Raw genomic sequence first — 20072 nt, 5'->3', positions numbered from 1 at the left:
GCGGACCGGGTAAGCACCTATTGGCCTGAATTTGTCTATACAAGTAAATTCGTGTGCAGGAAAGCTAACTATAGAAGCAGCCGGCACTCAAAAGATCCCATCCGGCTAGGTCCGTCGCTTTCATAGTCTGCGGTTTGCCATGGCATTGGATACGGCATCTGAAACGTAGCGTTCTGGAGGATATTCTGTGGCGGTTTCCACCCAAATCCCTGCTGGCAGTGCGTTGATCGAGTCGCGCTCCATTGATTACATTCCTGATTCAGAACGGCACGGACGTTTGTTTAGTCAATTCACGCTTTGGTTATCGGCCAACCTGCAAGTTACGGCCATCGTGACCGGGGCGCTTGCCGTTGTGCTGGGTGGAGACGTGTTTTGGTCGCTTGTCGGGTTGTTGCTCGGGCAGGTCATGGGTGGCGCAATCATGGCGTTGCATGGTGCACAGGGGCCCCAGCTCGGTCTTCCACAAATGATCTCTAGCCGTGTGCAGTTTGGGGTCTACGGCGCGGTAGTTCCGATCGTTCTTGTCTGCCTGATGTATGTGGGGTTTTCCGCAAGCGGATCGGTGCTGGCTGGTCAGGCGATCGCCCAGTTGCTTAATGTCAGCGATTCATTGGGCATTATGATTTTCGCCCTCGTCATCATGCTGCTGACAATCCTCGGCTACCGTGCGATTCATCGTGTGGGACGTATTGCAAGCATCGTGGGAGTGATTGCCTTTGTGTTTATGTTTGCGCAACTTTTCGCGCGCTACGACATTGGCATGCTGCTTGCAAACCGGCACTTTACCCTTCCAGGTTTTTTATTGTCGATGTCGCTATCTGCCTCATGGCAGATAGCCTTTGGCCCTTATGTTGCGGATTACTCGCGTTATTTGCCCTGTACGACCTCGCCAGTACGAACGTTTTTTGCTGTTGGACTAGGTTCAGTGATCGGCGCACAGGCTGCCATGACCTTCGGTGTGTTCGCTGCCGCGCTTGCGGGAAACCAGTTTTCGCACCATGAGGTGTCGTATATCGTCGGGCTTGGGGCAAGCGGCGCCATCGCAGCGCTGCTTTATTTCAGCATCGCTTTCGGGAAAATTACCGTGACGACGCTGAACGCCTACGGCAGCTTCATGTCGATGGCGACGATCGTCAGCGGCTTCCGCGGTCAGCATATGATTTCGAACCGCCATCGCCTGCTCTACATTCTTGGAATGGTGGGGGTATCGACGTGGGTCGCGCTTGCTGGAAGACATTCGTTTCTAAAAGAATTCAGTGCCTTCATTCTGTTCCTGCTGGCTTTTTTTACCCCGTGGAGCGCGATCAATCTGGTGGATTTTTACTGTTTTACCCAATCACGTTATGACATCCCGGCCTTATCGGATCCGGATGGCCGCTATGGCCGCTGGAATGGAATAGGGATCGGGGTTTACCTGATCGGTGTCCTGGTCCAGTTGCCGTTTATTTCCACCAGTTTTTACACGGGGCCACTGGTCGACGCGCTGGGCGGTACGGATATCTCATGGATTCTCGGCTTGGCCGTACCTGCATTGCTTTATTACGTATGTGCTCGTGCTTCATCTCGCAGCATTTCTGAGGATCTCATCCTTCCCACCCCGGGCCAAGGCAAGGGCAACGTACATGGTTGAGTTCGCGCACGTGCTTTGTCTGACGAACAAGAATACAGACGTGTTCGTGTCCATGTGTTGTGAAGCGCCTGGACAATATCAGGCGTGACTCAATAATTTTCTCCAAACTCGAACGTGGTTTGGACTGGCGACTGCCAGCCCTTTTTCTACGAACTATTCAATGTTCGACCCGCAGGCCGACGCCCGTGCGGCGCGGAAATTCCCTGCACATTCATCCAGCGCAAACAAGATCTGTTTAGCCTTGGCCTATCTCTTTCAGGGTTCGGCAGCGATAGCTCAACGATTTTGATTTCTTGCGCGAGCAACCTTCGTGGCATGGCCGGCGCGCTTCATCTCTTCCTCATCGTCCAAACAAAATGAATTGGTACACGTATTGATACGTCTTGAAAGACGCCATGCGTATGCGTTTTATGTCTTAACTGTCGAGGTTTGAAACGATTTTAATTTTTTGAGGGTTTAATGAATTATAAAATTTTTAAAATCAATATTTGGAATAACGGATTTAATATAAAGAGAGTGTTAAATAATGAAAAATATCATTTTTGCGTGAGATTAGTGGTTGAACTTGGAAAAAATATCGAGTAATCTCGAATCGTGGTATATGGCAAAGACGTTAAATAATTAAGTAAAGCATATGAAGGCGAAGAGATAGGCATTCAGGGAAATCAGCTTTTGCAATAAATCGCCGCAATAAAACTTGCTTGCTTGTCTGGCAGGGTATGCCGTACGTCCATTTAAAATACCATCAATAATATATATGAGAGACTCATTGGCATGGAGGCGTAAGAATTCCGTCTGATGTAAAAATACAATTATTTTGTAACCAGAAGTTATTCATGGCTGGATCAGTCATGGATATTATTCGTCCATTTTCCATGAAAACGGCGATATTCCTGTTTAATTTAATGAAATTGTGCTGATTTGATTCTGCTGGTCTGTATGAATCTGAATAATTTTGTTTTTGTTAAAACCTTAAGGAGATGTCCATGCTTGAAACGCCTATTGCAATCGTAGGAATGGATTGCCGACTTCCCGGCGCAGCCTCTGTTGCGCAATTTTGGGAAAATTTGCGTAATAAGAAAAGTGGCATATTAAGACTCGCGGGTGCTGCTGAAGCAGGAGTGTATCTTGCGGCGGGTTATCTGGATAATGCAGATCGTTTTGATTATCCTTATTTTAAATTGGGTAAAAGAGAAGCGTCGATGATAGACCCGCAACATCGACTGTTTTTAACCTGTGCCTCAGGTGCACTTGAATCGGTTAAGAAACATACTTCTGCGGAAAAATTTTCAAATAATCGGGTGGGGGTATTTGCAAGCTGCCCGATGAATACATATTTGCCCTATACAAGAAATCCCGTTGATACCAGTCTTCATACACTGGAGGGATTGCAATCGACATTACAAAACGACAAAGATTATATTTCGTTGCGAACGGCAAACATACTTAATCTTCAGGGCCCGGCTATTAACGTTCAGGCATCTTGTTCGAGTTCGATCGTTGCCGCCCATCTGGCTTGCCTCGCCCTTGCAGCAAAAGATTGTGATGTTGCACTGGTGGGCGGGGCTAGTGTTATGACGCCTCAATTACGTCCGTATCGCTTTGTCGATGGCAGCATATTTTCTGCCGATGGGCATTGCCGTCCTTTTACAGAAAAAGCAAATGGCACGGTTCATGGCAATGGCGCTGCGGTTGTCGTTCTGAAACGTTTGAAAGATGCTATTCGAGATAAAGATGCGATTTTTGGCGTGATTGTTTCTTCGGCAATCAATAATGATGGAAACCGCAAGGATGGTTTTACTGCGCCCAGTGCAGAAGGTCAGCGTGAGGTCATTGAGCGTGCATTAGAGCATATTGATGTTGAAACAATCGGCCTTGTGGAGGCTCACGGAACTGGAACCAGATTGGGGGACCGGATTGAAATCGAGGGTTTGACCAAGGCATTTTCTGCGAAAAGCAAAAAGAAAGGCTATTGCGGTCTGGGCACAGTAAAGGCGCATATCGGCCATCTGGAAGCGGTATCTGGAGCGGCTAGTTTGATTAAGGTGGCATTGAGTTTAAGCCAGAAACAGATTGCGTCCGATATTTACGATGCAGCACCTGTCGATTTTTCTGATACTCCATTTTATGTTCCACCCACATGTACATCATGGAACTCGGAAAATGGCAAAAAAAGACGGGCATCTATTAGCTCGTTTGGAATGGGAGGGACTAATGCGCATATGGTGATTGAGGAGCCACCAGCCGGGCTTGAGGGTCATATCGGCAGCTTGCCAGAAAAAAAATCTGAACAACAGAATCTCCCAATGAGCTGGATGCGGCCGACTCCGGAAAATACAGAGTCTGGATTGGGTATGTGTATTAATTTTTCAGAAACCGAAGTTGCTTATGAAACGCTCATTAATATCCATTCCTATGAATGGTTAAAAGATCACCTGCTCGCGGAAGCTGCCGTTGTGCCAGGAACATACTTCATTAATTTATTTAAATCAATTGCATTTACATTCGATCACAATATTGTCTGGAAACTTAATGCGATCGATATTAAAAAAAGTCTGACGGTTAATGAAAGCCGAACAGTCCTCAGAATAAATGCCCAGAAAAATACTCAGGGCTGGAAGATTCAAATTGAAAGCAGGGCGGCTGATGGTTGGGAATCGGTAGTTCACGCAACGGCCGAAGCTGTGCCATCAATGTTCTCTGCGAATGATCGGCCTCATCTTTCAGATTTACTAAAAGGCAAACAGGTACCTCTCAGGGTCGAAGATATTTATGCGGGCATGAATGTTTCGTCGGGCATGTATCACGGGCCCCATTTTCAAAAGGTGCGGCACGCAGTGGAAACTCCACTTGGGGTTTTAGGTGTTATTGCGGATTTTGAAGATCATCTGAAAGAGCCAATAGATAGGGAAGTCTGCCTGCTGGATTCATGTTTGCAATTATTCCGGTTTGCACACGGCCAAAAAGACGCACACACAAACAGTGGTTATTTGTTAACCGGGATTGAATCGATCGATTTACCGGCTTTGTCTTTTCGTAAAGGGCAAGGGATGTGGTGCCTGGCGCAGCGTAGGCCGGAATCCGTGGGAAATAGCTACATCACGGATTTTCTATTGTTTTCAGAAGATAGCGATCCTGTAGGGGAAATTCGAGGAGCGCATGAAAAAGCTTTAGGAGGCCGCTCCAGCGAATCAAAAACGGGTACTTCTGTTCCAGTTCAGAAAGAAGTCATGGTGGGAGATCGTTGGAGCCGGGAGCGTCTTATTTCTGTATTAAAAAGCATTGTTGCTGATGCTATTGGTAAGGAAGCAGAAAATATTTCACAAACCGATTCGCTGGAAGTGCTGGGGATGGATTCGTTTTCAATTCTCGAGCTTAGTTTGGTTATAGACGAAAAAATTGGTCAAAAAATAGATAGCGATGATGTCGAGCGGCATTCAACGGTTGAAACCATCGCTGATCGACTCGCTATTAAATTAAATGGTTGAGGGAGCAAGAATAATGACATTGAAAAATAATGTGGGGGACTGTCTTGATAAGCCGGACCGGCTTATTAATGCAGCACGTTTGAATGCGTTATCTCATGGGCATGAATTGGCATGGGTAGATAATGTGGCACAAGAAAAATTCACGCATCAGGATATTCTGGAAAAAACTTTTATTGCAATCGAACGCTTGCGTTCCAGAAATTTAGAACCTGGTCAGGTTGTCTGCCTCATCCTTACCAGAACTGGAAATTTTCTGCCGCTCTTGATGGCTTGTATCGAGTTAGATCTTGTTTTGGCTCCTGTTGCCGAGGATCGGAATGATATTCAAGCCAGTATTCGAGGCCTTCGTGCCAGACTGGTTTTATATGGAGATGGATTTTCATTAGAGCCAGAGAGTATTTCATCGAAGGTAGAAGTTTTATCGATTAGTGCATTTATGTCTGAAACATGTTCCGGCGCAAAGCAGGATTTACAAAATTATGTTCCGTATCACGAGTTGAAGGAAATTCCTGCTTTATTGATTCAGACGTCTGGAACAAGCGGACAACCAAAGTATGTTGAATTAAGCGAAAAAAATCTGGCCTGGGATGGCTTTAGCCTTCAGTCGCGCTATCGATGTAGCTGGGAAGACCGGCTGCTGTGTACATTGCCATGGTCGCACATGAACGCCATTATGCTGACAGGATGTTTGCCATTAATCGCTGGCGCGACCACCGTATATAGCAATATCACCCGGTCAAGCGATCCCGTGGCTGCCATACTTGCGGAAAAAGTATCCATTGTTAGCCTGACTCCAACATTAATTTCTTTTTTAATCAAAAGAAATAATTCGGGTCTGGATTTGTCGACGTTGAAATTTGCTTTTTGTGGTGCGGCGCCCCTGAATTCTGATTTGTGGAGAGAGGGTGAGAAATTATTGAAATGTAAAATTTATCAGGGCTACGGCCTGACTGAAACGACTTGTTGGGTTGCTTCGTCGGTTCCAGGGCAGGTAAACGACTATGTTGGCGCCGGAAATCCGCTCGCGGGTGAGATTAATATCGATACAACCGGAGATTTTGAATTAATAACGCAAACCAGTCCGTTAGGGAATGGTAGCCAAAAGTTAGGCGAAATTCAGATTCGCGGGCCACTTCTTATGTGCGGGTATCGCTTGCAGAATGGCAAACGTAATTCTAGATTGACTGATGCCGGTTATTTTAAAACAGGAGATATCGGTTATTTTGACCAGAATAATAATATTTGCATTGTTGGACGAATTAAAGAGGTGATTATTCGTTCGGGGATTAATGTTATTCCTGAATCGATTGATGCTGTGTTGCGTAAACACCCTGCTATTGCCGAGAGTAAGACAGTCGGGGTGGAGGATCCCCTGTTGGGTGAGCGCATTGTCACTGCTTATGTTCTGAAAGAAGGTGCTTCATTAAAAGATATTGAATTACGCCGCTTTGCAGCTGGGAAATTATCGGGGAAATTTTTGCCTAATGAATACGTGCATGTTTCACATTTGCCATCTACTGCAGTGGGAAAGGTTGCGATTGAAGAACTAAGGCGGTTGGTAAGAGGGGATTATGCCCGTGATGCTTTTGAATCTATTAATACATGGAAATATAAACGCGCACATCCTCAAGAACCAGATCGAATCATCCAGATTTTCCAAAAGAAAATATTGATGTCCCGGCCATTGGAATTTATTACTTATTGGGGAGCAGGGCTAAAAACATCAGCTTCTGATTCTGACCGGCAGGCAATGCAAAGATTGCGTGAATTTGTTGATGCTCCGGCCGCACATTCGCGCTTGCAGGCAAAGCTTAAATTGATATTGACTGATACACATGCATTATTAAACGGAAAACCCAGGGAGCGTATTGAAAGTTATTTCAAGGATGTTCAGGCGCTCTGTCAAAAATATGGTTTTTCGTATGTCCGGTCGAGTGAGTTGTGGCAAAAAGCTGGATTGAGTATGGCCGATGTTTTGCATCAGGCGGAATCAGTTGATTTGCCGGGAGTTATTGATGTGTTAGGCCTGTCTCCTGATCTGGTTAATCGCCTGGTCAATTCAGCCACTCGGCACGTGGAGGTGGGCGGGACTGATGATGGCTTGAAACGATATTTGCTGGCTTGCCAGGCGGAGCGTGCAATGATGGCGGACGAATATGATGGATCTATTTTTCTGACTTACAACGATCCAGAAATGCGCTTTCTTTCCCCACCATTACCCTCTATTTCGATTTCCTCATATAACCGGGGTACGGCAATCAAACCCTGGTTTGCGGATCATTAATGCGGTCGAGCGGTTGAGGTGAATGAAAATGTATAGGTTATTTGTTTCGTTCTTGAATGGAGCGGAATAATAAATTCTTCTATTAAAGCGGAGATGATATGAACACGTTGGAGCAACTTTCTAAAAATGATCTGGTGAAACCAAAAACATATTTTATTACAGGGGCAACGGGTTTTGTCGGAAGCCATTTTCTTTATTGGAGTTTGCGGCAGGCAAGATCGATTTATGTTCTGGTAAGGGCTGATGATCTGCCATCGGCTCGATCGCGTATTATCATGGCGCTAACGAATGTAGCCGCTGCATATAAGTTGCCGCTGAATATAGATTATTTGAATAAAATCACTTTTATAATTGGAGATGTCACGTTGCCGAACTGTGGTATTTCTGATGCGCATATAGCAGAATTGGCGGAGGCTAACATTGATGAGTTTTGGCATATTGCGGCAAATCTCCAGTATGAAGAGAAAAATAAATCTTTGATTTATAATGTTAATGTCAATGGTACCCGCAATGTGCTTGATTTGATAAAGCAGATCAGGGGTAAGCGGTTTTTTTATGTTTCTACAGCATACGTATGTGGCAAGATGCAGGGGCCTATTATGGAGGTGCTGCATCCGCTGGATATTGAATGTAATAACAGCTATGAAGCAAGTAAAAATATTGCGGAACACTCTATTGATGATTTTTGCCGGGAAAATGAAATTGAATACAATATTTTCCGTCCTTCGGTAGTCGTTGGCCCGTCATCGACTCATCATAATGGCAACAGTGATTCCGGTTTGTATGGTTTGGCTCGCGGTTTTTTTGATGCAAGGAAACTTCTGGGAAAAGCAAGCGATCCGATCCGCTGTTATGGAAGAGCTGACTCATATATTAATTTTCTTCCGGTAGATCAGTTGATTGTTGAAATGATAGCGGTTTCAAGGAAGGATTTTATTAATGAGAAGATTTATCACGTGACTAATCCGGAGAATTTTAATTGCGAAAGGGTAATGAATATTATCGCTGCAAATTTTAATTTTCAGATCAAGCTTGAGGATGAGATACCATCCATGTCTGGTGTCGAAAGATTTTTTGTGCGGCGCTGTGATTTTTATTGGCAATATGTTTCGTCGAGGAAGATTTTTCAAAGATCGCAGCCAGCACTGCTAGCGATAAACTGGAATGATGTCGAGCAGTATATAAATAGTTATTGTCAGGAACTGGAGAGCTTGCAAAGTAAAGAGTCTGGATTTGATTCTTATTTGATTAAAACTGGTTCCGAAATCGAGTTTCCTGTTTATGAAATGGGAAAAAATAAAGGCAAGGACAAAACCATTATTATGGTGAATGCAGTGGGAATGTCCGCTGATTTTTTCCTGCCGCTGGCCAAGAGATTGTCGGAGCATGCGCGTGTCATTACGTGGGATCGGCGGGATTTGCCTTTACTCACTCCCTTTGATCCGGGTAATTGCGGTGACGAGCGGCATATCGATGACCTGATCACGATTTGTGATTTTATCGGGGTGGAGCGCGCATCGGTTTTGTCGTGGTGTACGGGGACCCAGTTGGCGATGCGGGCTTTAGCCGCCTATCCCGACCGGTTTATCGCCGGAATATTTTTGAACCCGGATTTTACTTTGGAAACAGACGAAGAGATCAGTCAAACTGAATTTCAACGAAGATTGCGAAAAATGTTGCCGATTATTGCGAATGATTTTTCGGTCGCGGAGCATTATTATGATTTGATGTTTGCGCCGGCGAAAAATGATAATCGTAGTGAAAGTTCTGCGATGATATCGAGTTTTGTTAATTTGACTGACAATGCAGTGTTGATGCGTTTAATGAGTGAGCCGTTTGGCTCACCAGAAAAAATTTATCGATATGCAAATATCTTTAGTAACATGGCCTTGGGCGGTGGTAGGGAGAATAATTTATTGATTAAAGAGGTGGCTCAGCCAGTTTATATTTATACGAGTGTGAATGATTCCATTGCGCATTATAAAATTGCGGAATGCATGGGGGGCAGGCTGAAACATTCAGAAGTTTATATTGATTCTTTTGGTGATCATTTCTCCCATTATCACGATTCAGCGCTGTCTGGGAGAATTTTGTCATTCCTGGATAGGGTGGGAACAGGCAAAATCGAAAAAGAAGTCGAAAAAGAGAGCGAAAGCGAAAAGGTAATGATTTAAATAACGTAAATATCAGGGTTTTGCCGCCGCATCACAAAGAACGAGGTTTTATTTCTTCGTGATGCGGTGATTCCATGAGGTCATGCTGATGACTAGCCGGATATTGCAAATGGCCTGGTATTTTCATCGGCGTAGCGAGCTAAACGAACGGTAAACGATTGTGAACGGTTACCTATTACATACACGAACATACGAAGAGGCAGAGCGATGGTTGGACCACGTTTCCAATGGGATGATCCGTTGTTGCTTGAGCAGCAGCTTACCGAAGACGAACGGATGGTGCGCGATGCGGCCAGAACTTATGTTCAGGATAGGCTCGCGCCCCGTGTAGTTGAGGCATTTCGTCATGAGCGGACTGATGCGGGGATCTTTCGGGAGATGGGCGAAATAGGTCTTCTCGGGCCAACCATTCCTGAAAAATACGGTGGTGCTGGCTTGAATTACGTGAGTTATGGCTTGATCGCGCGTGAGATTGAACGTGTCGATTCGGGGTTTCGTTCGATGATGTCATCGCAGTCATCGCTCGTCATGATGCCAATACTCGAATTCGGCTCTGAAGCGCAAAAGGAAAAATATTTACCGAAACTCGCAACAGGCGAATGGATTGGGTGTTTTGGCCTGACCGAGCCCAATCACGGTTCTGACTCGGGAAGCATGATGACTCGGGCCAAACGGGTGCCCGGTGGTTATTCCTTATCCGGTACGAAAATGTGGATTACGAATGCGCCCATTGCGGACGTTTTTCTGGTGTGGGCCAAACTTGATGAAGAAGGGCGCAATGCGATTCACGGTTTTATTCTTGAGAAGGGATGGAAAGGTTTAAGCGCACCCACTATTCACGGAAAAATAGGTCTGCGCACGTCGGTCACGGGCGAGGTGGTACTCGACGAGGTATTCGTTCCGGAAGAGGGACATTTACCCGGCGCCATCGGAATGGATGGTCCATCCGCCGGTTTGAATTGCGCCCGGTTTGGCGTGGCCTGGGGCGCGCTCGGCGCCGCAGAGTCGTGCTGGCATATTGCGCGTCAATATGTCCTCGATCGTCACCAGTTTGGTCGCCCGCTTGCAGCGAACCAGTTGATCCAGAAGAAACTGGCCGATATGCAAACTGAAATTACCCTTGGCCTGCAAGGCGTACTGCGTTTTGGCCGAATGAAGGATGACGGAATGGCGGCTCCCGAGATTGGATCCATCATGAAACGTAATTCGTGTGGCAAGGCGCTCGAGATCGCTCGCCTGGCGCGTGACATGTTGGGTGCTAACGGTATTTCCGATGAGTTTGGTGTCGCGCGACATATGGTCAATCTTGAGGTGGTGAATACGTATGAAGGCACACACGATATTCATGCCTTGATACTCGGACGAACGCAAACAGGTATCCAGGCATTTTTCGATCTGCGCTCAGCCAAAGAGGCGTCACAGCGCAAATAAATCTGTATTTAAAGTTACTGGAATTTTTAATGAAGTCTGTAAATTCTCAAAAAAATCTGTCATGGCTGGGTTTGGCAGTTTTATTGACCGGAGGTTTTGTCACTATCTTTGATATGTTCGTTGTTAATCTCGCTATTCCCGCAATTCGTGATGATTTGCAGGCGAGTTTTGCACAAATTGGTTTTGTCATTGCTGGTTATCAACTCACTTTTGGCATGTTGCTGATCGCTGGCGGGCGGCTTGGCGACCGGTATGGGCGGCGCAAGCTATACACACTTGGCATGCTTGCCTTTACCGCTGCATCCGCCCTATGCAGTTTTGCGCCAGGTGCATTTTTCCTGATTCTCGCCCGTGCCTTGCAAGGCGCCGCCGCTGCGCTGCTATTACCGCAGGTTTATGCCTCGATTCGTATCCATTTCGATGAACATGGACGCCGCTGGGCTTTCGGCCTGCTTGGCATGACATTCGGTGTTGCCGCAATTAGCGGGCAAATTATTGGAGGAACGATTGTCGGAAATGACTTAATGGGTTTGGGCTGGAGAGTGATTTTTCTGGTCAATATTCCCATCGGAGTCGCGGTGGTGATATTTTGCAAAACGATTAAAGAATCTAGCGTGCCGCACACAATCGGTCTTGACTGGGCTGGAACCGTAATGGCCAGTGCGGGGCTCGGGCTGATCCTTGTTCCATTGATGGAAGGGGCGAGCCTCGGATGGCCAGTCTGGACTTATGTTTCATTGCTTGCGGCGATCATCCTGTTGCTAGCATTTATACGATACGAACGGTATTTATCCGAAAAAGGCGGGTTCCCGGTTATCGATATGGCTTTATTTCGTGAGCATTTATTTTCTGGCGGCACACTTGTTATTTTTCTGGTCTATTCGACATCGTCATCGTTTTTTCTATGCATGGCTTTATTGCTGCAAACGGGATTCGGATTAAACCCCATTACTGCTGGCCTGATTTTCATACCCGCGAATGTCGCCTTCACCCTGGCCTCTCTTGCTGCGCCAAAACTTGTTAACCGTTTCGGTAACGGAACGATTGCAGCTGGCGCGCTGTTGTATGCCGCGAGTTTTGCCGCTCTGATAGGGCAGGTTACTTTCATGCGCGGTTCGGCGTTGTCCCTGTTTGTGCTTACACCCATGCTGTTTGTATTTGGCATCGGTCAGGCACTGTCCATGACGCCGGTGATCAATCTGGTTTTAAGCTTGACGCCCGACCGGACAGCGGGAATGGCGGCAGGGTTGATCTCCACGATGCAGCAAGTCGGTGGAGCATTCGGGGTCGCTATCGTCGGAATATTATTTGTCGATATTTTAAATTTAAGCGGCGTTGGCGAGATGCAGAACAGCGAGCGCTATGCCAAAGCGTTTACAGGCGCCATGGTCTACAACTTTTGCGCGGCTACTGTGGCGGCATGTGTGATTTTCTGGATCGACCGAATGCAGAAAAAACGCATGGCAGCCAGCTTGCCCAAAGCTGCATAGCCTTCAAGTTTCTTGCAACAGCGCGCTACCTGCGAGTACTACAACAATCGCGTTCCCCCAAAAAAACCGCGCCACGCGTGACAAGCGTGGCGCGGCTGACTTTAGCCCTGCGCGTTAAAAAACCTGTTATGTGCCAGGTGAATTATTTTGCTTTGGGCTTCGGCTTCAGCACGTGTTCTGCATCGACCTGTTTTCTGACTCGGGCAACGCTTGTGGCATCCACTGCCGTTGCATGGTTGCCCCAACTGCTGCGGATGAAAGTCAGCACATCCGCCACTTGCTGGTCAGTCAAACGCCAGCCGAAATCGGGCATGGCAAGTGGTGCGGGATCGAGCATGGCCGCTGGCATTTTTGAGCCGCTTAGCACGATGTGAATCAGCGAGGTCGGATCGGGCGAACGAATGACCGGATTATTTGCCAGCGATGGGAACGTAAGCGCCGCGCCTGTCCCATCCGAGCGATGGCAGGCATTGCAGTTGTCCAGATAGACCCGCGCGCCACGAGCGCTCAGATCGCCGTTGCGCAGGGCGTTCGTCGCCGCCGTTGCCTCTACTGCAGCGGTGGCGCCAGATGCGGCTTGCAACGGAGCCGCATGCGGCTGGGCGCTCAGGCTTTTCAGATACACCGCCATCGCGTCCAGATCGGCATTGCTCAGATACTGCGTGCTGTCGTTGATCACGTCCGTCATGGCGCCAAATGCAGCGCTATGAGCTGTCCGCCCAGTTTTCAGGAACTCGGCGATCTGGTCTGCGGACCAGCCCGCCAGACCCCGGCGAATGTCGCCAGTGAGCGTCGGCGCATTCCAGCCGCCGAGGGTCTCGCCGCCAAGATACTGGCGCGCGTTTTTGCTGCCGTTGGCGCTAAACGCTTTCTCCTCGCCCGCCACGCCATGCGGCGTGTGACAGGCGCCGCAGTGGGCGAGGCCCTGGATGAGATAGGCCCCGCGATTCCACTGCGCGCTTTGCGTTGCATCGTAGGCATAGTGCGGCTCGCCTTTGATGAAGAGCAGGTTCCAGCCCATCATCAGCATGCGGATGTTGAACGGAAACTTCAGCCCGGTCGGCCGGTCGGCCTGCTTCACGGGTGTGACGCCTTGCATGAAGTACGCGTAGAGCGCTCGCATGTCGTCGTGCGAGAGGATGCGGTACGACGGATAGGGCATCGCGGGATACAGGTGGCCATAACGTTTCGACTTGCCCTCACGCACGGCATGGTCGAAGTCGGCAAAGGTATAGCTGCCGATCCCGGTGACCTTGTCAGGCGTGATATTGGACGAGTAGATCGTGCCGAAGGGGGTATCGATCGGCAGCCCACCCGCGAATGGCTGGCCTTTGGCGGCGGTGTGGCAGGCAATGCAATCGCCCGCGCGCGCCAGATAGGCGCCGCGTTGCACGAGTGCCTCGGGCGAGCTTGCCGCCGCTGTCGTCGTTGTTGCCGGGGCCGCATGGGCGGCATGAGTCAGGAGCAAGGCGAGCAGCGGCGTGAGCAGCAAAGCCAGTGCCACGATACGGGCACGCATGTCGTGGCGCCCGCTGAGGCGTATTGAGGAAGACACAGAGGAAATTTTCATGTTGGGAGCCCTCGTCAAACGCTGATGAGTGCGCCGGGCTGCTTCAGGTACTGCGTCCGGATCGCATGCGCGGCCCAGTACGCCAGTGCACCGACCGTGCCCGTTGGGTTGTACGAGAAGTTCTGCGGAAAAGCGCTCGCGCCCAGCACGAACACATTCGGCACATCCCAGCTTTGCAGATACTTGTTGACCACGCTGGTATCGGGCCGCTCGCCCATGATCGCGCCACCCGTGGTGTGCGTCGTCTGGTAAGGCCGGACATCGTAGTGATCGCCGAACTGCTTGGTGCTGATCGCCATCTGTTTGGGCTTCATCGCGCGGCCGATTTGCGCCGCCTGGTTCGTGGTGTATTGCGACATGCGGATATCGTTGTCTTTCCAGTCGAAGGACATGCGCAACAGCGGCAAACCGTGGGCATCGCGGTAGGTCGGATCGAGATCGAGGAAGTTTTCACGGTATGACATCACCGAGCCTTCGGTGCCGATCGTCATCGAATGCAGGTAGTGCTCTTTCATCGCGGCTTTCCAGCCCGCGCCCCAGTTCGGGGTGCCGGGCGGCAGGACCGATTGCTGGATCGGTCGTCCGCCCGTGGTGTTGACCGAGGTGTAGGCGCCACCGATAAAGTTCAGCGGGCCGTGGTCGAAGTTGTCGCCGTTGAATTCGTCGATGACCTGGCCGCCGCCGCCTGAGCCGATGAACGGGTTGATATGCACGTCCTTGTCGAAAAACAGCGAAACGCTGCCGTTGAGCTGGTAGGCGTAGTTTTTGCCGACGGTGCCGCGTTCGGTTTTCGGGTCGTATTGCTGGCCGATCTTCGAGAGCAGCAACAGGCGCACGTTATGAAACTGGTAGGCCGCGAGTATCACGAGGTCGGCGGGCTGTTCGACTTCGTTTCCCTGAGCATCGATGTAGGTCACGCCGGTGGCTTTCTTGCCCGTCGAATCCAGATTGACGCGTGTCACATACGCCTGGGTGCGTAGCTCGAAGTTCGGCTTTTTCATCAATGCCGGAATGATGGTGGTTTGCGGTGAGGCCTTGGCATACATGTAGCAGCCAAAGCGTTCGCAAAAGCCGCAGAAGTTACAAGGGCCCAGTTGCATGCCATAGGGGTTGGTATAGGCTGCCGATGCGTTCGAGGCGGGGGCGGCGAACGGATTCAAACCCAGCGAGCGTGCGGCCTGCTCGAACAACGAGGCCGGCAGGTTGTTGGTGAGCGGCGGCAGCGGATAGCCACGCGAGCGTGGGCTTTCGAACGGATTGCCGCCCTTGAGGATCTTGCCCTGAACGTTGCCTGCCTGGCCTGAGACGCCGCAGATGTATTCGAATTTGTCGTAAAACGGTTCGAGTTCGTCGTAGGTGATGCCCCAATCCTGGATGGTCATATTCGCTGGAATAAACGCTTTGCCGTAGCGTCCTTCGTAGTGGCTGCGCAGCTTGAAATCGGTGGCGGTAGCGCGCCAGTGCATGCCGTTCCAGTGCACGCCCGCACCGCCTACGCCATTGCCAGGCAAGAACGAGCCGATCTGCCGGTACGGCAGCGCATCGTCTTGTGGGGTGTGGCGCACCGTCACCGTTTCGCCGGCGAGGTTTTGCATCAGCTTGTAGCGGATGCCGTAGGACAGTTCGTCCACGATCTTCGGATAGGCGAAATCGGGGTAGGTGTCGCGTGCGGGGCCGCGCTCCAGCGCCACGACATTCAGACCGGCTTCGGCAAGTTCCATCGCCATGATGGAGCCGGTCCAGCCAAAGCCGACGATAACGGCATCAACGGGTTTTTTTTGGATGACTGACATTTACTGCTCCCGGCCCAGGATACCGACAGGGCCATACGGATAGGGTTGATTTTTACCAACGAACTCAAGAAAGTCGGCGCGGGCACCGGGAAAGCCGATCATTTTCCAGCTTCCTCCATCTTTATTGCCGCCGTGCATCGGGTCGGCCAGATAACCTTCGATCGTGTTCTCGCGCAGGAAGTCGAAGAAGTTTTTCGCATCGACGTCGTTGAAACTGATTTTGTTGCCATCGAGCTGATGCAATAAGGCATCCTGATCGGCGCTGGAGAGCGCGGCGAAGGGCTTGCCATACTGCTTCACGCAGTATTGATTGGTCGCGGCGATGCCGAGACGGTAGACCTCGCGCGGTGTCAGACGCGACTGATAGCCAAACAGTGGAGAGGCCTTGCGGTAGGGGCCGAGCATGTACCAGCGGGCGGCGTGACCGAACTCGCCTTCCATCTGGGTATCAATGAAAGTCGGCACGTTGAGCTCAAGCGCGCCCGGGCCGTTCTTGTCATTCGGCACGAGACGCGCGACCGCTGCGCGGATAAAGGTCCATTCGTCGGCGGTGAAGTAACGTGGCGAGTGCTCGATGTCAGGGGCGTCGGGCGCGGCAGTCACGCGGGCGGACGCGGCGTTGCCGCTGGCATTGCTGGCATTGTTCGCGGGTGGCCCATCGCAGGCGCTGAGGCCGCCTGCGATGGGCAACAGTGCCGCTGAGCGCGTGATGAACCAGCGCCGGGCGCTTGAGGGCACCTCGGAGTCGGCAGGGGGTATGGGGAGGATAGGAATCTTTTTCATGGATATGCGTTGGCACGTTTCAGGGAACTTGCGCGAACCCGCCTGGCGGATGCAGGCATCTGCATCTGGCGATGGGCACCGTGGAAGCGGGTGAAGTGTCGTGCGGATAAGAGATGCCGTGGGCTATGCGGGGAGCCAAGCCATGGGCGGACAGGTGGCGGGAGTCTGGCGCACGATGCAAAAGCGCAAGTTGCCGCTGAGGGTTAGACATGACGTTCTGCTAAAGCGGGTTTGGTACTGAGTACGGCTAGTCAAAAATGACATGAAACTGGTGCGCTATCTTGTCGCAGACTAGCAGCGGCGCAATTGTACGAATTCCGGAACGTTCTGCACCTGGATTAGGAAGTATCTTGAATTAATGGGAATTTTCTTGAGGTGTGGTCGTGCCGATGAAAATGAAGATAAATGAATCTGTAGGAATTGGCGGTATTGCGAACACGCGAAGAAGGCGGAAAAACGGGGATGAAACGGAGACGATGCGCGGCTCCGGGAGGGGGCGGATATCCAGCGGGATCGGGTGACGGCTTGGGTTTTGTTTTTACTTTTTAAGCCGTCACGCTGAGATGAATGGAATGACGTTATTCAGAATGTGAATCTGAAGAGGCGGTCGTTTTGCGCGGACGACGGCCGCGCGTGGTTTTCTTCGCGGCAGGTTTATCCGGCGCGGTGGTGGGCGATGGCACAGCCGCATCGGGCTGGGGTTCGTCAACCGTGGGCACTTCGTGCGCGGTAGCGCGGCTCGCGTTGGCCTCGGCGCTTTTGTGGCTCTTGCGCGCCACGGTTTTGCGGCTGCTTCGGGGGCTGCGCGGCTTTTGCGCTGGGCGCGCCACGGTGTTATCGGGCACCTCTGCATCCTCTGGGCTGCGGGCATGGGTCGCGGGCAGCGGGGTATCTGCCACGTTTTCCGCGAAGACTTCAACGGCCGGCGGCAGTGCTGTTTCAGAGGTCGTTTCAAGCTCGGTTGCGCATGTCGCAGCCTTGGCGGCAGAGGCCTGCTCATGGCCCGCATCGGCTGAGGCACGGCCGCGCGGCGCGGGCTTGCTGCGTCCGCTCCGCCCTTTACGCCGTGTTTCGTGTTTGTCGCTCGCCGTGGTGCCGGACGTACTGGCCGCGCTGGAGGTATCGCCTGCTGCAATGACGCCAGGCCGCTGCGCTGCGCTATCGGTCGGCTGGCTCACTGTTCGGTCAGACGGGCTGTCACTTCGCGCCACGCTCGCGTTGCTGCGGTACACATAGGTACCTGATTTTTCGTCACGGCCAAACTCAAGCAGGCCACGTGCCTGGGCTTCTTCGAGCAGATTGCCAAAGGCGCGAAAACCGTAATAGGTTTCGTTGAAATCAGGCTTGCGCCGTTTGATCGCGTTTTTCAGCACGGAGGCCCAGATCTTGCCGCCGTCGCCGCGCTCCGTGGCCAGTGCATCGAAGGTCTGTACCGCGATTTCGATGGCTCGGCCACGCCGCGTTTCGAGGTCTTCCTTGGGCGGCTTGGCTTCTTCGGGGGCTCGTCTGGCCGAGGGTGGGGTGGGCTTGGCGCTGTCGCGCCGGACATTGGACGTCCGCTGGCTTTCGCGTACGAGATCGTCATAAAAAATGAATTCGTCGCAATTGGCGATCAGCAAATCCGAGGTGGATTGCTGGACGCCGACACCGATCACCTGTTTGGCGTTCTCGCGCAGCTTGGACACCAGCGGCGAAAAATCGGAGTCGCCGCTAATCACGACGAAGGTGTTGACATGCGATTTGGTGTAGCACAGGTCGAGCGCATCGACCACGAGCCGGATATCGGCGGAATTCTTGCCTGACTGGCGCACGTGCGGGATTTCGATCAGCTCGAAGTTCGCCTCATGCATGGTTGCCTTGAAGCTCTTGTAGCGCTCCCAGTCGCAATACGCTTTCTTGACGACGATGCTGCCTTTGAGCAGCAGCCGCTCAAGCACCAGCTTGATGTCGAACTTCTCGTATTTGGCATCGCGCACGCCAAGCGCGACGTTTTCGAAGTCGCAAAAGAGCGCCATGCTAAGGGTTTCCGGGGGGGACGCCATAAGTTCTCCAGTTCAAGGCAATGTCGTTCAGTGTGCGGGTGGCCAGAGGGTGCGTCTTGATGCTGGAGCCGTGACCGATACGCTGCGATAGCTGCACAGTTATAACTGATTTGCCGCTGCATCCCAGTTGATATCGGCGCACAGCACTTGCATGCCGTGGGCGCTGGGTATGGCAATCGACGCAGTGATGCACAGATGCGCTTCGTTAATCGATAGATACGGTGGCGTCAGATGCACTTGATCGGGCGCGCGCATCGCTTCGATGAAATAAGGGCGGCGCGCCCAGCTGGCGCCTTCCGAGTGCAGCAGCGGCTTGAAGCGCCGCGCCCGTGGCAAGGCGCCGCGCGGCGGCAACACGTTGTCGCCGGTTTGCCGCCCGGTGTGGTCGAGCACAAAGCAGCGCGCCGTATCGGGCAGCGCGAGCAGCGGCCCGGCGGCCTGCGCCAGCGTAACGCCTGCTGCAATCTGCGCGCTGGCTTGCCCGAGTGCGGCGACATAGGGTGCCAGATGCGTGGTTTGCTTCCCTTCGCGCGCCGCAACCCGCTCGCGCAGCGCTGCCGTCAGGCTATCCATCAGATGGGCGGCGGTTTGTGTGTGTAGCGGCTCAGCGCTTGGGCTGGCAAAGTAGCTGCCCTGCACGAAATCGACATTGCATTCGAGAGCGATCAGCGCGTCGCGCTCGCTGGCGAGCCCGCTCATCAGGACCAGTTGCCCCGATTCATGCAGCAGCGATACCAGCCCGGGCAGCACGCGCTCGATATGCGCATGCTGGCTGGCCTGCGCGAGGATGCCGCGATCGAGCGTGACGATGTCCGGGCGCAGGTTCCACACCCGGTCGAGATTCGAATGTTTCGCGCCAAAGCCATCGAGCGCGATCAGAAAGCCGGCTTTATGCAAGGCCCCGACGATTTCGATCACGCGCGTGGTTTCGCCACCGGCTTGTTCCGGCACTTCGAGCACCACGCGCTGTGGCGCCAGACCCAGCGCTTTAAGCCCGGCGAGCAAGGCGTCGCCATAGCTGGTGTCCACCAGCGCGGCAGGGTGCAGGCTGAGAAATAACCACTCGTCATCGTGGTGGTCGAATGCCTGGAAATTACCCAGATGCAGTGATTCGGCGAGCCGTCCCATTTCGAGCAGATCGCCGCGCCGCGCGGCCTGGGTAAAGACTTCGTGCGACGGCACCTGGCGGCCTTGCTCGTCATGCGCACGCAGCGAGGCGTGATAGCCGACGGCTCGCCGGTGCGACACCGAAAACACCGGCGCAAAGACGCTGAATACCGTATAGCCGCCGTATAGCACGGTGCGGCGCGAACCCACGTCACCGGGTATCGGACGCGGGGGCTGAAAGCCAGGAGGATCGAGGTCGATCATGCGAGGTCGGGCGCCT

11 protein-coding genes are annotated in these 20072 nt (G+C 51.8%); 6 read left to right on the top strand and 5 right to left on the bottom strand.

Features of this window, described 5'->3' with window-relative positions:
- The first annotated feature begins 223 nt into the window (after positions 1-223).
- The 6 genes from GH657_RS11780 (at position 224) to GH657_RS11755 (ending at position 12497) form a co-directional block, all read left to right on the top strand.
- Positions 224-1630, top strand: coding sequence for a purine-cytosine permease family protein (locus GH657_RS11780; protein ID WP_153101740.1), 1407 nt, complete (start codon positions 224-226; stop codon positions 1628-1630).
- 986 nt (positions 1631-2616) lie between these two features.
- Positions 2617-5118 carry a beta-ketoacyl synthase N-terminal-like domain-containing protein gene (locus GH657_RS11775; protein WP_174769940.1) on the top strand — a complete coding sequence of 834 codons (2502 nt, stop codon included), beginning with the start codon at positions 2617-2619 and terminating at the stop codon, positions 5116-5118.
- 13 nt (positions 5119-5131) lie between these two features.
- Positions 5132-7402 carry a class I adenylate-forming enzyme family protein gene (locus GH657_RS11770; RefSeq protein WP_174769939.1) on the top strand — a complete coding sequence of 757 codons (2271 nt, stop codon included), beginning with the start codon at positions 5132-5134 and terminating at the stop codon, positions 7400-7402.
- A 98-nt stretch (positions 7403-7500) separates the two neighbouring features.
- A complete protein-coding gene (locus GH657_RS11765; RefSeq protein WP_153100929.1) occupies positions 7501-9576 on the top strand; it encodes an alpha/beta fold hydrolase in 2076 nt (691 codons plus the stop codon).
- 207 nt (positions 9577-9783) lie between these two features.
- Positions 9784-11007, top strand: a complete 1224-nt coding sequence (locus tag GH657_RS11760) for an acyl-CoA dehydrogenase (protein ID WP_153100927.1) — start codon at positions 9784-9786, stop codon at positions 11005-11007.
- 29 nt (positions 11008-11036) lie between these two features.
- Positions 11037-12497 (top strand): MFS transporter, encoded by a 1461-nt coding sequence (locus GH657_RS11755; protein ID WP_153100926.1) that lies wholly within the window; start codon positions 11037-11039, stop codon positions 12495-12497.
- A gap of 142 nt (positions 12498-12639) precedes the next feature.
- Here GH657_RS11755 and GH657_RS11750 read toward each other — a convergent pair whose 3' ends face one another.
- The 5 genes from GH657_RS11750 to GH657_RS11730 form a co-directional block, all read right to left on the bottom strand.
- Positions 12640-14016: a c-type cytochrome gene (locus GH657_RS11750; RefSeq protein ID WP_153100925.1), complete on the bottom strand. Its 1377-nt coding sequence runs from the start codon at positions 14014-14016 to the stop codon at positions 12640-12642.
- Positions 14017-14081: 65 nt separating this feature from the next.
- On the bottom strand, positions 14082-15860 hold the full coding sequence (locus GH657_RS11745) for a GMC family oxidoreductase (RefSeq protein WP_153100924.1): 1779 nt from the start codon (positions 15858-15860) through the stop codon (positions 14082-14084).
- Entirely contained in the window at positions 15861-16643 is a 783-nt protein-coding gene (locus GH657_RS11740; RefSeq protein WP_153100923.1) for a gluconate 2-dehydrogenase subunit 3 family protein, read from the bottom strand.
- 578 nt (positions 16644-17221) lie between these two features.
- The gene (locus GH657_RS11735) at positions 17222-18685 is read right to left on the bottom strand and encodes an NYN domain-containing protein (protein WP_153100922.1); all 1464 of its coding nucleotides are present in this window, start codon (positions 18683-18685) and stop codon (positions 17222-17224) included.
- A 99-nt stretch (positions 18686-18784) separates the two neighbouring features.
- Complete coding sequence (locus GH657_RS11730) at positions 18785-20056, bottom strand: sensor domain-containing phosphodiesterase (protein ID WP_153100921.1); 1272 nt, start codon at positions 20054-20056, stop codon at positions 18785-18787.
- Positions 20057-20072 lie beyond the last annotated feature (16 nt).

This window comes from Paraburkholderia hayleyella (assembly GCF_009455685.1).
Classification (GTDB): domain Bacteria; phylum Pseudomonadota; class Gammaproteobacteria; order Burkholderiales; family Burkholderiaceae; genus Paraburkholderia; species Paraburkholderia hayleyella.
Note: the sequence above shows the minus strand (reverse complement) of the source record. Positions and strands in the feature narration are given on the sequence as shown.

Excerpts from the sequence above, each read along its gene's own strand:
- GH657_RS11775 (WP_174769940.1), top strand. The coding sequence starts at position 2,617 with ATGCTTGAAACGCCTATTGCAATCGTAGGAATGGATTGCCGACTTCCC.
- GH657_RS11770 (WP_174769939.1), top strand. The coding sequence starts at position 5,132 with ATGACATTGAAAAATAATGTGGGGGACTGTCTTGATAAGCCGGACCGG.
- GH657_RS11765 (WP_153100929.1), top strand. The coding sequence starts at position 7,501 with ATGAACACGTTGGAGCAACTTTCTAAAAATGATCTGGTGAAACCAAAA.
- GH657_RS11760 (WP_153100927.1), top strand. The coding sequence starts at position 9,784 with ATGGTTGGACCACGTTTCCAATGGGATGATCCGTTGTTGCTTGAGCAG.
- GH657_RS11755 (WP_153100926.1), top strand. The coding sequence starts at position 11,037 with ATGAAGTCTGTAAATTCTCAAAAAAATCTGTCATGGCTGGGTTTGGCA.
- GH657_RS11750 (WP_153100925.1), bottom strand. The coding sequence starts at position 14,016 with ATGCGTGCCCGTATCGTGGCACTGGCTTTGCTGCTCACGCCGCTGCTC.
- GH657_RS11745 (WP_153100924.1), bottom strand. The coding sequence starts at position 15,860 with ATGTCAGTCATCCAAAAAAAACCCGTTGATGCCGTTATCGTCGGCTTT.
- GH657_RS11740 (WP_153100923.1), bottom strand. The coding sequence starts at position 16,643 with ATGAAAAAGATTCCTATCCTCCCCATACCCCCTGCCGACTCCGAGGTG.
- GH657_RS11735 (WP_153100922.1), bottom strand. The coding sequence starts at position 18,685 with ATGGCGTCCCCCCCGGAAACCCTTAGCATGGCGCTCTTTTGCGACTTC.
- GH657_RS11730 (WP_153100921.1), bottom strand. The coding sequence starts at position 20,056 with ATGATCGACCTCGATCCTCCTGGCTTTCAGCCCCCGCGTCCGATACCC.